This is a genomic window from Candidatus Lokiarchaeum ossiferum, from assembly GCA_025839675.1.
Classification (GTDB): Archaea; Asgardarchaeota; Lokiarchaeia; order Sigyniarchaeales; family Promethearchaeaceae; genus Lokiarchaeum; species Lokiarchaeum ossiferum.
In genome coordinates this window covers 1,321,938-1,334,613 of sequence record CP104013.1, presented here as the reverse complement: position 1 = coordinate 1,334,613, position 12,676 = coordinate 1,321,938, and the positions used below count along the sequence as shown (strand labels likewise).

The 12,676-nt window shown below is 34.7% G+C and carries 8 protein-coding genes; 7 read left to right on the top strand and 1 reads right to left on the bottom strand.

All coding sequences use genetic code 11. The features are described 5' to 3' along the window. The first annotated feature begins 35 nt into the window (after window positions 1-35). Window positions 36-1,322, top strand: a complete 1,287-nt coding sequence (locus NEF87_RS05345; protein WP_457918979.1) for an MFS transporter — start codon at window positions 36-38, stop codon at window positions 1,320-1,322. A gap of 45 nt (window positions 1,323-1,367) precedes the next feature. Further along, window positions 1,368-1,571, top strand: a complete 204-nt coding sequence (locus NEF87_RS05340; RefSeq protein ID WP_457918978.1) for a hypothetical protein — start codon at window positions 1,368-1,370, stop codon at window positions 1,569-1,571. Between the two features lie 336 nt (window positions 1,572-1,907). Here NEF87_RS05340 and NEF87_RS05335 read toward each other — a convergent pair whose 3' ends face one another. Beyond that, on the bottom strand, window positions 1,908-3,311 hold the full coding sequence (locus tag NEF87_RS05335; RefSeq protein ID WP_457918977.1) for a condensation domain-containing protein: 1,404 nt from the start codon (window positions 3,309-3,311) through the stop codon (window positions 1,908-1,910). 224 nt (window positions 3,312-3,535) lie between these two features. Between NEF87_RS05335 and NEF87_RS05330 the strand changes: the two genes are divergently transcribed. The 5 genes from NEF87_RS05330 (at window position 3,536) to NEF87_RS05310 (ending at window position 12,665) form a co-directional block, all read left to right on the top strand. Continuing rightward, window positions 3,536-4,696 carry a hypothetical protein gene (locus tag NEF87_RS05330; protein ID WP_457918976.1) on the top strand — a complete coding sequence of 387 codons (1,161 nt, stop codon included), beginning with the start codon at window positions 3,536-3,538 and terminating at the stop codon, window positions 4,694-4,696. A 76-nt stretch (window positions 4,697-4,772) separates the two neighbouring features. Then, window positions 4,773-5,573, top strand: coding sequence for an SDR family oxidoreductase (locus tag NEF87_RS05325; protein ID WP_457918975.1), 801 nt, complete (start codon window positions 4,773-4,775; stop codon window positions 5,571-5,573). Window positions 5,574-5,865: 292 nt separating this feature from the next. Next, entirely contained in the window at window positions 5,866-7,911 is a 2,046-nt protein-coding gene (locus NEF87_RS05320) for a Loki-CTERM sorting domain-containing protein (protein ID WP_457918974.1), read from the top strand. A gap of 336 nt (window positions 7,912-8,247) precedes the next feature. Continuing rightward, window positions 8,248-9,579, top strand: a complete 1,332-nt coding sequence (locus NEF87_RS05315) for an MFS transporter (protein ID WP_457918973.1) — start codon at window positions 8,248-8,250, stop codon at window positions 9,577-9,579. Between the two features lie 287 nt (window positions 9,580-9,866). Further along, window positions 9,867-12,665 carry a DUF3160 domain-containing protein gene (locus NEF87_RS05310; RefSeq protein WP_457918972.1) on the top strand — a complete coding sequence of 933 codons (2,799 nt, stop codon included), beginning with the start codon at window positions 9,867-9,869 and terminating at the stop codon, window positions 12,663-12,665. Window positions 12,666-12,676: the final 11 nt, after the last annotated feature.

Below are 12,676 nucleotides of genomic sequence, written 5' to 3'. Positions count from 1 at the left end.
TTATTTACTTAAAATTCCGGACTGGATGGAATCAGATGAAAAAAATAGATCAGTTTTCCCAAAACCAAGGGATTTTTGATCGGATTAGATCAAACATCTCAAAAATTCCCCTTTCTCCCTCTTTGATGAATCAAAAATGGGCTCTTTTTACTTTATCCTTGTGTTTATTTGTGGATACAGCCGGATATTCCATGGTTTTACCCTTATTACCAAGTTTTGCCACACATCTGGGGGCATCCCCCTTCACCATAGGTCTTATTATTTCCATGAATGCAGTTACGACGATGATTTTTTCTCCGCTGTGGGGAAAATGGAGTGATAAGAGTGGGCGAATTAAACCGTTACTTTTATCCCAAGTTGGGACAGTGATATCTTTTGCCTTACTTGCAGTATCGACGAATATTTCAATGTTGTTTATAAGTCGTATCTTGGATGGTATCTTTGGAGGGCAAGCTCCAATTGTTAAAGCCTTATTTGCTGATGTCACCACCCCCGAAGAACGGCGTCAAAAAATGGGACAATTATTTTTTGGGGTGTCTCTGGGAATCATTGTTGGACCTGCTTTGGGTGGTTTTCTTGGTTCGATTAATTGGATGGTTCCATGTCTCTTGGCAGCCCTTTTGGGGGCTTGCTCCATTATTCTAACTTTTAAATTTTTGCCTGATACTCGTCCTTTCAGGGAAAAAACCTTATCTCCTTCTTATGCTGGGCATCTTTCCCACCCCGAAAATAACAAGTATCCCGAAAAATCAAAGCTAAGCATTCAAACCTTCCTCATCCTTTTGCAGATTTTTTTGGTGAATTTGGCTTTTTCAACAATTAATTCGTCTTTACCGATATATTTGGACCTTCGTTTTAGTGTTGGGGCGGAGGAAATCGGTTTTTTGTATCTTTTAGTCGGGATCGAAATGTTGGTGTTCACTGGCGTGATTTTTAAGCCGTTGCTTCGCAAAATCGGGGAAAAAAAGGTGTTTCTCTTCGCTAATTTAGGAATGGTTTTGTTATTTTTCCTATTTCCATTCTTAAATCAATTTTGGATTATGTTTGTGTTTATGGGGATCCAGATTATTTTTCTATTGAGCATCAAGCCGATCATTGCCCTAAATCTAGCAAAAAAATTTCCTCCTGCAAAACAAGGTACCCTTAATGGATGGGGGGTGAATGCTCAATATCTTGCAAAAATTTTGGCTCCTTTGATTACCACTTTTTACCTTGAAATCGAGTATATTGGAGTTCTTCATTCTTACTTTCTCATTGGTTGGACTTCTGTAGTATTTTGTATCCTTCTTTTATTGACTCATGTTTTTGATTCCAGATCTTGAACCGATCTCCCTAATTTTTATCGAGGGATTTGACTTTTCTGGCATTTGAAGGTTTATTTGGAACTTCAAGCTCACAATATTGGTCAATGGGCTGATGAATTTCTCGACTTACCTCAAGATAGTGAATTAAAATCTCGTCTTTTAGAAGAAATTGAAACTTTCCCAGAAGAATTGGATCACCTTGCATATTTGTTAATTCGGAATTTTCTCCAATTTATTTATCCCAATGCCCATGATGAGAATCGTTAAACTGATTTGTCCTCAAAGAATCTACAAATTATTGTTATTCGTTCTACCGTATTAAGTAAAACGAGTATATCAAATAATTTTGAAGCAAGAATAAAATTTCAAAACGGTTGGGTTTCAAGATCTTATTTTTGACTATATAATATCAATTTGCAGTTAGATTTCATAGTGAAGGTGGATCTAAACATCCCCCAAGTTTCACCAATTCAATTTAGGTTGATTGGATGCATTTTTTTGACTGAAGGGACAACTTTTGCGACTTTTATTCCTAGAAGATGTAATACGGTAGTTAAATAGAACAGACGTGATAGAATAAAAGAAAAATCTAAAAAAAGTTATCTATTCCGCTAATTTTACTACTGCGAGATTCAGGATATCTTTTATGATACTTCGGTTTACATTGGATTCTGAAAATCGTAAACAAAGATTCATCTTTCCATTGAAGGTTACCACACCAAGAATTTTTTCAAATGCATCACTGGGTGGAGGTATAAAAGAGATCTCTTCAAGCTCTAAATCTCCATAATGAACTTGAAAATCCAAATTTCCAATATTAGTAAGAATCAAGTGAGCACCCAGAGACTTTGTAATTGATTTTTTAATGAATTTTGAAAACAAATCTTTTCGTTTACCAAAACTGGATAATTTTTCATAGCGGGAATATCCAGAAGGGACCGTTGAACTAAGAATTTTATAGGGCATGGCATCAGCTATCTCTGGGTTAATCTTAATGCTAGTTTTCATAACAGAGAGTAAATTTTGGGGATCATATTTTTTTTGTAGAATCCGATGGAAAATTCGAGCATTATCCCAGAAATCTTTTTTATTTTCATAACGAAATTTTGCTTTCAGACTTATCGCATGAAATCCAAATGTTTCTTTCAAGTTTCCTTGAAGAATGTGTCGCCCTCCTACTGCCATCGTGACTTCTCTAAGAGATTTTTTTCGTTCTCTCTGAATTTGTGATGAAGCAAATTGTATTGCTGTAAGGATGACCGTATTGATAGTAATACCTTCTTTCTTGCTACGTCTTATTATTTTTTTTGTAATATCTTTTGGAACCTGGCAATAAATTATGGAAGGGTTGTATTTCCTTGCGAAACCATCAAATAAGTTTCTAAAATCTTCCTGATCAAACTGGATTCGTTGTGTTTGCCATTTTTTATTCATTTTTTTGATAAGTAAAGCGAGTAGTCGTTGAGGTTTAATCTCTTCAGGAATACTATGAATGTTGATTCCCGCAGGAGGTGCGAGAATTTCAAGAGGATGTGGTGGAATTGCCAAACTTTGCATTAGATCCCGTGTGAGAAATCCTAATGAGAGACCATCACAAATGCAGTGGTGACAAACTATCAAAATTTCTGTTTCATTAGAAATATCTTTTTTTGTTCCAAGAATAAAGCGAATTAGCGGTCGTTTATCGAATTCAAACGGAGTTATTGACTCTTTTGCCATAATTCCGAACCAATCATTGGATTCCTTAAGAATAATACTTTTTAATTCAATTTCTCCACATGATTCTGTAGTAAAATAAGGGTTAAATTGTTCGTCTTCTATAATTTTGCAGCGAAGTAAAACATGTCTCGCTTGCACCGCTTTAATTCCTAGTTTCATTTGATTTTCTTGAATTTGTCCTCTAATTTTGAGGTGAAAAAATACATTCACCCCTGGAATCCGATAATACGCACGTTCCCTCATGAAAAGTTCCCGTGTATACTCATAGTTTTTTTTATTTTCAATCATTGATAATCTACTCTATTTATAAGATTACTATACATTCATATTTCATGAATATTGAATGTATTCTAGTATCTATAGAAAATAGTTATTATAAACTTTCATATTTCATGAAAATTGCAAACTTTTATATGTCTCAAATAGTTAATTAAATTAAGAATATAGTGTATAAAACAATACAAGAATTGCACCACCTGTTTATGTCAACCAATTAATGGAGATTTTCCAAATTGAAAGAAGAAAACCAAAAAACTACTGAAATTCGAGATAATATTGTGTTTGATCCCGAAATTCGATTATTCGAACGAAAATTCATTGATTGTTACGTTGATACGGGTATTGTAAGAGGTAGAAGCTCCGTTTTATCCCATATCTTGGCCTACTTATTAATTCACGAATCTCTCACTCAATCTGATTTTAAAACCCTTTCCAATCTCTACTTTGAGAATCATAAAAAAAAAGGGATTTCAAGTGGTCTAATATCAAAAATTCTTAGTGAATTAGTAGAAAGAAAGATTGGGATCACTTGCTCAAAAGTCCTTGGTGCAAAAAACAAATTTATTTATCAGATTAATTCTGATGTTGAGAAGTTAGTACTTAACTCCTTTCAACTAGCAGTAATCAATTCTCGTCATACCATTTCATTCCTTTCAGAAAAAATTGAATGTTTTCAAACTATGGAGATTTCACCATTTTCAAAGACAAAATTGTCCTCATATAGACCAAATCCTTCCTTTGCTTTCTCCCGATTAGAAAAACTGATTGATTGTCATAAACAGGATGTAAAAAATATCAGTGCTCTCCTGAAACTTCCTGTTTCTAAACCAAAAAAAGTTCAGCAACAAAAAAGGAAAAATATTCATTTCAGTGGTGATTTTTGCACCTTTATTTCTGAAATTATTCAATATCTTGCTAATTCTTTGCAATATATGAATTTGAAATCTGACTATAGGGTATTATTCATTTTTTTCATCTTGTATGAAGAACTTACCCAAGAATCATTAAGGGAAATTACATTGCACTTTGAATCAGTAAATCATGATTCCAAAATTTTTACTGGGATGTCCGCTGGGGCGATCTCTCTTGGATTAAATTACCTTCTTGAATTGGGTGTAATTTCTCGATTTAAAAAGCCAAATGAAAGAAGATACTATTATCAAATGGAATCAGTTTCCTATTCTCATTTCTATTTTCTACGTGAATCAATCCAGAGTTATTTTAAATGGATACCGACCATGGAAGACTGGTTGAAAGAACTAAGTGAGAGAGCACCTCAATTGCAAGCAAGAAGTGGGTACAATCGTATGGTAAAAATTATTACTCAATTCCTAAATCTTAAGGAATTTTTAAGTTCATCTTTAGAATTCTTAAATAATGAGTTAGAGACTTAGCAAGTTTTTTACTAAATCTTGAGATAAAAAAAAGTATTGAAAAATAAAAAAAAAACTAAAAACTAGGTGAAAAAAAATGCATGTCGTTATTACGGGAAGTTCAAAAGGGATAGGAAAAGCCCTTGCACAGAAATTCTTGGATTTTGGTGATAAGGTAATTATCTCTTCAAGATCACAAGATGCCATCGACTCTACAGTCGCGGAATTTGAAAACATTTATGGTCCAGAAAATGTCTTTGGAATCCCATGTGATGTTGTTCAAGCCGAGGATATAGAGCAATTGATTTCATTTGCAGTTAATAAATTCGGAACAATCGATATTTGGATCAATAATGCAGGACTCGCTGGTAATAAGCGAGCGCCTCTAATTGATTTAGATGTTTCCCAAATAAGGAGTATTATTGAGACGAATGTTATCGGAACGCTATTGTGCTGTAGAGCCGTTCTAAAAATTATGATTGATCAAGGATTTGGGCATATATTCAATATGGAAGGTGCTGGGTCTCATGGAAGGCCCACTGCCAATTTATTACCTTATGTCACCTCAAAATCGGCGATTCCCATAATCAAAAAAACCCTACTGTTGGAGACCAAAAACCTTTCTAAAAGAATTGGCATTCATGATCTCAGACCAGGAATAGTTTTAACAGACATGCTATTAAAAGTCACTCCCGATCTAAAATCAAAACAACGTTTAAATGTTTTAGCAGAAAAACCTAAGACAATTGCAGATTATTTAGTTCCGAGGATTCGAAAAGTTAAAGGGTCCGGAAAAAACATTTATTTTCTTTCAGCATTCAAGATTATGATCAGAATTCTCACAGCAAGTAAAGCAAAGAATAAATTCTTCGATGAACACGGAAATCCTGTCGAATAATAGTAAATCCATAAATAACCGGTTCAGAACTAATGTTTATTTTAATTTTTTCTTCTTTCATCAAACTAGCTTAAATTAGTTGTTTTATTAAAAAATCGAATGAATTGATTAGTTTTAGCGATGATAACCAAGAGAAATAGTCTCATAAATATCATGAAATCTTCATCAAATGTAGATTATGTGTATTACATTCAATATTGTCTTTAATAGTGCTGATATGTTTTAATTTAATTCATGAAATATAAAAAGGAAGCGGCTAATATCCATACATTGTTAAAAGAGTTAAATTCTAATGATATCACAAAACAAAAAAAACCCCACAGCTTTCCTTTTTGGCTTTATTCTTCTTTCCTCTCTAATCATTGGACTGGAAGGCTTATCTTTAAAAGAAATATCTAGTAGTCGCGAATCCTTCCCTAATGAAGAAAATTTTTCATTGAATTCGCTTCCCATTCAAAAAATTACTCCCAAAAGTAGTATTGGTCCCATTTCAATTGACCATGATAATTGGATTTCCGTAATCCCAGACATAGCTGGTGATGGCACCTTTTCAAATCCATATGTTATTGCTAATTTAACTGTTGATGGAGCTGGAACTACAGGAATAAAAATCTCTAATTCCATTAAATATGCTAACATTCGAAATTGTACCATTACTAATGCGAACACTGGAATATCTCTTTCTTATTCTTCTAATATAACTATAATTAATAACACAATAATTGAAAATTCGCACACGGGTATCTCACTTTACTATTCAACCAATTGTTCCATACTAAAGAATAATGTTTCTGAAAATGCCCAATGGGGGATTAATTTATCATATTCTTCAAATTGCACCTTAAGTGAAAATTTCAATCAACTAAATTTTTTACCAGGTATCCGTCTTTATGAAACATCCACCTGTATTGTTTCAAATAATATCCTTGGTAACAATACTAATGGGGGGTTAGAAGGCTGGTACTTAAACAATTGTTCGTTTGTTAGAAATGAACTATTTGGTAATAGTCATGGGATTTCCTTTACCATGATATCTAATTGTAATTTCACTGAAAATGAAGTGTTTCAGAATACACAATCTGGAATTAAGCTTGGTGTTGCCCCTTTTTGTAATATTATTAATAATACAATCTCACATAATTCAGTATATGGCCTTTTTTTGGAACAATCGCCCAATTGCTCAATTATAGACAACGTAATTTCAAATAACAATCTTGATGCCATTCATTTAGAAAAATCACCCAATTGCACCGTAAGTGAAAATTCTGTATTTGGAAACTCTGGTGATGGTTTCGAAATTCTGGAATCTGCTAATTGCACTATTGTTGGAAATATTGTTTCCGACAACTATTTCTTCGGAATTCGTCTTTATCTCTCTCCAAATTGCTCGGTGATCGATAATACGGTTTTGTTAAATTTAAAAGATGGGCTCTTTCTTGGCAATTCCTCTTTTAGTACCGTGATTGGGAATTCTTTTGAGAATAATTCAAATAGTGGCATAAAATTGTTTTATTCCTCTAGATGTATTGTGGACAATAATGTGATGAAACACAATACTATTGATGGAATTAGCCTAACTTCGGAATACCTCATTAGAGTGTCAAATAATAATATCAGTTTCAATTTGGGTATGGGAATTCTTTTAGCGGGTAATTGGGATTGTAATATTACGGGAAATAATATATTACATAATGATTATGGTGGTATCATGATTATGGCTTCTCAAAACAGTATCTCTAAGAATTTGGTTGCTAAAAATAAAAATTGGGGTATGTTTCTGAGTGAAACATCCTCCAATAATATGGTATTTCAGAATCATCTTCTTAAAAATGAGCAAAATTTCATATTTGATGAGGGGAGTGGGAATAATATTCATGATAACATTTTTACTCCAAATTTGGTCAGTGAATTTACCTGTTCCAAGCAATCTGTCAATACTGGAGAAACCGTGTATTTTACCGATATTTCGAGTGGAGGAATATCACCGTTGATCTATTCGTGGAATTTTGGCGATGGAACAACCTCGAATCTCCAAAATCCGTCCCATTCTTATAGTGCAACTGGATTATTCCTTGTTACCTTAACTGTGACAGATGATGACGGTGATATAGCGAGTTTTCAATTGAATGTCGAAGTTTTATCTGATTCGTACCCTCCCATGAATACCACTACTTCTACGGTATCTGAAACGACTTCCGAAGTCACATCTACGGATTCTACATCCTCTTCAGATAATCCTTTTGGCTCAACTATTCCAGGATTCTCTGGAGCGTTGATCCTTCTATTTTCAAGTGTAATTATAGTTATAATATGGAAACGAAAACTCTCTCATTTCTAATTTTTTTTATTCTTAATATTTATTCTTGATTTGAATTGATTGTGTATAAAATTGACGAAATTTCATAAAAAAATTGTATTCTACTAACTAAATCGTTGTTTAATTGAAATTTTATTGATATTAGTAAAGACAAAACACAATTGTCTGCAATAATTGCTCAGTTTATCAAGAAACTCCAATCAAACTGGATTTCTTCTTTTTCATATAATTGCAAATGAAACTGAAAACGAGTTCATGAAAATAAGTTCTTATATCATTATTAACTAAAATGAAACTGCAAAAGCTTTATATATTTGATGTGTATTATTTTTTTCAACTACATATTAAGTGATCATAATGAATACACCCATCAATACTGACGATTCAAAACTTACCTCGGTTCGAAAATTTTGGTTAATGTGGAGCGGGCAATTACTTTCCATTTTAGGTAGTGAAATTGTAGCTTTTGCTGTTATCTGGTGGATTACCGGATTGAATACGAATACACAAATGGTTACTCTCTCATATTTGCTATTACTGCTTCCGCAGATTCTATTAAGCCCCCTCGCGGGATTTTTTACCGATCGTTTTAATCGCAAAATTATCATGATAATTGCTGATGTTTTTCAAGCTATCGTCACAGTTCTGATGATAGTTTTAATGCACTTTGGAGGCATTGGCATACTTGGAATTATCATTCTCAATGCAGTTCGATCAATTGGCGGCGTTTTTCATCGAAATGCCCTTCAAGCTTCCACCACACAAATCGTTCCCAAAAATAAACTCAGTCAAATCAATAGTCTCAAATTTTTAACGGAATTTGGAGTGAAAATCATCGGATCTTTACTGGCTGCATTGATAGTAGAACTTTGGACATTACAAAATATTATGTGGATCGATGTTGCCACCTGGTTCGTTGCCACAATATTTTTGTTTGGTATTAAGATCCCCACTCTAGTACGGGAAGTCAAAGTTGAACCTGACAAAAAAACGCATCGGTTGAAAACATTCACAGATGATTATAAAGAAAGCTTTCAAATTATTCGTCAGACTCCCGTGCTTTTCTCCTTAATGATAATTTCCCTATTTACGAATGTAGCGCTTCAACCTATCAATGTATTACTTCTCCTGTTTATCCGAAACGATCATGGAGGTTCTGCTATGATATTTTCTATTATCGGGATTGTTTCACAAATTGGGATGCTTTGTGGTGCCTTGGTAATGAGTGCAAAGAAAGAGTGGAAGAAAGGTGGTTTTTGGATGATTGGGGGATGTGTTGTAATTTTCTTTGGTATCGTGTTGCTGAAAATAATTCCCCTTGGCACCTTTTGGTTAATGTCTGTGAACTTCTTTGTAATGTTTTTCTTCCTTCCAATTATAAATACTATTTATCTCACGTATCTGCAACGGTCCACTCCAAAAGAAGCTCATGGGCGAGTTATATCCATTGATTCAACCATAAGTGCGATTGGTGCCCCGATTGGAGTGTTACTTTCAGGTTATTTTGGTGATTTAATTGGTATTTCATCCACTTACTTAGGGGCTGGAGTGCTCGGTCTAATTGTGATCTTTCTCAGTAGCATCTTCGGACAAGTTCACACCATTAAAATTGTGAATCAACCAGAAGAAGTGCATTCGCAGGAAGTAACAAATCCTCCAACCACTAACACTACCAACACCGCGGTTTAAGAAACGAATAAATACTGACTACAATTCAGATATCATGACTGCATAATTTGAATATTTCTGGTACTTGTGTTAAATATATGCTCGATCGGTATCAAAACGAAGTGAATAGGGGATTTGGGTAATCCATTTTTTTATTTTTTCTCAAATAAATATCGAAACATTTCTTTGCATTTTTTATGAGATTCTTACCTCACTTAGAGCACGATGTTAAATGCTGAAGGTTTTTCTATAAAATTTATATAGACTGTAATTTCATTTTATTCTTATACCCAAAGGAGACTCAAAATATGTGGTTACAATTCAAGAAGGACAAAATCGTGGTATTTATGCTGATAGGAGTTACAATAGGATCTTTTTTTTTCCTACCTGTGAACGCCGCTTCATCGAATGCTCAATATATGGAGCTAATTAATAACAGCTTAGATATGAATGAAGCAGAAAGAAATTTACTCGAAAAAAATCAATTTGTTGTATTAAATAAACTCGCGACTGATGATATTTTAGATGCCTTTATTTATTATTGGGAAGAAGACCTTCCAATCATGATCACCAGTGATATGATGCTTCATATCTGGCATTTGTTATTTGATGAACGCTTGGAAGATTTAGAAGAACAATTCTTCTTTGAAAGTTTAAGCAAAATGATTTTGAATATGCATGATCTAATGAGTGAAAGTTTTTCAAAAACAGAATTTCCCGTTACAGCAAGTCTCGCCATTCAAGATGTACGAATCTATTTGACTACAGCTTTGAAAATAATTGGGGAAGATTATTCTTCTCAACTTCCAGAAGTAGAGTCTGCAGCGGAGAAGATCTATGATTTGATCATGGGGAATACTCCTTATGCCCAAGTTATTTCTTCCTTATCCTCTGACTACGAATGTAGATTTATTGATGATTACAGTCAATATATGCCCCGAGGCCATTATACACATTCAGAGACCCTAAAAAAATACTTTCGATTATTCAAGTGGTTGGCCCGAATTCCATTCTATTTTGATGAGTATAATACAAAATCCTTATTAAAACGAGAAGAAGAAGATATGTTTCATTCTGCCCTAATTCTTTCTTGGTTAGTTGAAAATAGTGAAATTACTTACAGTAAATATTACCAGCAAAGTTCTACCCTAGATAGCTTAGGTATCTATACAACCTTTAATCAGTTTTTAGATAAAGTGGTGGGAAAATCCTATTCTGTGACTATTCCTGATCTACTTGGCGAAACACAGAACTGGATGACTCTAGATCAAAACAACATTACCGATGTTTCTACCGGTTCTCTTGAAACTATACGCCAAGCAATTCTATCTAATCAATCTATTACTCATCCCTTGGGGACTGGCCTAATTGCAAAAGCGATGGAATCCTTTAATATGGACCCAAAAACGTTTCATTTTATTGGAGAACGATTACAAATGGATACCTATCTTCTCAACCAAATGGTAAATCCCTATATACAAGGGAAAGCCTTTCCTTCGGGATTAGAATTTGCAGCCATCGTAATGGATTCAGATCATGCCCTTAATCGATTAGATTCTCCCTATCAAGATAAATTGTTAGATTTGAGAGAAGCGAAGGAAAATTGGACTGAATCCTCTAACGCTTCCATTACTATGCGGTGGTATGACTCTTTGCAAGAAATCGCCTCGCCCGAACCCAAAATGGCGAACACGTCCAATATTGTAATTCCTCAGTTTATGGCTAGTCCCATATGGCAAGATAAACAAATGACCACCATCTTAGGTTCTTGGGCGCAACTAAAGCATGATATGATCCTGTATATTCAACAAGGTTCTGGAGGGATTATGTGCTCTACTCCCGCGGGGTATGTGGAACCTTACCCCGAATTTTATCAAAAATTGGCCAGAATGGTTTCCGAATATAGCGCTTGGATAAACTTTGTGGAAAATTCTATTCCAATTCAATATTCCGAAACTGACGAAGGGGCTTCCCAATTGATAGATGCATTGATTATGTTGTCTTCCATTGCGCAAAATGAGTTGGAACAACGGAGTTTGTCTGCCGAACAGCAGGAATTTCTCCAATCGGTGTTCTTCAGAACCTTTGATTTCTATAGTGGCTATACTGCCCATGGGTGGTTAACGGATTTATTAGCCAATATCGATTATGGGTATAACGCACTAAGTAAAGAACCTAACAGTCACGTGTCGTTGATTGCTGATATTCACACTGATACTGCTACCCAGAAAGTTTTAGAAATTGCCACGGGGTTATTTGAGCATATTGTTGCTATTGTCCCTGGTTGGGACGGAGGAACTATGGCTGTTGTGGGACCCGTCTTTTCCTATTATGAATTTCAAGTAGGTATTGATTCACGAATGACGGATGAGATGTGGCGTGGGATCGTGTATGACAAACTTCGAGGGTTCGATTTTCGAGGTCCCTGGGCGAAAAACTATATGGCTTCAACTAGCATGCCTGATTCGATTTTATTTGATTCGGAATTCGGGGATCTAGGATTTGAAGCTCCCAGTTGGTACAAAACTTCCGCGAGTTTAGTCGTTTCTAACAATTATCCAACATTGACCATTGGCTTAACCTATAATTCTCCCTTCCCAATTGACAACCTTGATTTTCAATTTCACACAGGAAATATCTTCTATTCCCACTTAAATCAAATAATTGTGTTCGTCCTTACCGTGGGTTTTGGATTAGCCTACTTTGAATTGCGCCATCGAAAGAAGGTCCTGAATCCTGCATCCAACAAGGTTAATTATGTTATCAATTTTGCCGAAGAAGATTATTTCTTAAGAAGAACATTGACTCCGGAACAAATAGCTCTCCGAAAACCGTCAAATGCAACCATAATCCTCAGTTTCCTTATTCCTGTCTTAGGTTGGTGTTTTGCCTTTTTGTTTGCCATTCTACAAAGACCTCAAAGTGGAAAAAATTGTCTCAAATGGGGTTTTTGGGGATTGGGGGTCTGGCTCGCAACCCTAATTATTGTTCTTGGGCTTTCTTTCACCCTTGGCTTCATTGGAATTACTGCCTCCCCCTTTATCTTAATTGGCTTGCATGTTGTTGGCATCAAAACCGCCAAAAAGAAAGATATCATTTGGGATTAAGTAAACCGATC

What these genes read in the sequence shown, in the direction of transcription:
- NEF87_RS05335 (WP_457918977.1), bottom strand. Translation starts at nt 3,311, where the DNA reads ATGATTGAAAATAAAAAAAACTATGAGTATACACGGGAACTTTTCATG.
- NEF87_RS05345 (WP_457918979.1), top strand. Translation starts at nt 36, where the DNA reads ATGAAAAAAATAGATCAGTTTTCCCAAAACCAAGGGATTTTTGATCGG.
- NEF87_RS05310 (WP_457918972.1), top strand. Translation starts at nt 9,867, where the DNA reads ATGTGGTTACAATTCAAGAAGGACAAAATCGTGGTATTTATGCTGATA.
- NEF87_RS05320 (WP_457918974.1), top strand. Translation starts at nt 5,866, where the DNA reads ATGATATCACAAAACAAAAAAAACCCCACAGCTTTCCTTTTTGGCTTT.
- NEF87_RS05325 (WP_457918975.1), top strand. Translation starts at nt 4,773, where the DNA reads ATGCATGTCGTTATTACGGGAAGTTCAAAAGGGATAGGAAAAGCCCTT.
- NEF87_RS05315 (WP_457918973.1), top strand. Translation starts at nt 8,248, where the DNA reads ATGAATACACCCATCAATACTGACGATTCAAAACTTACCTCGGTTCGA.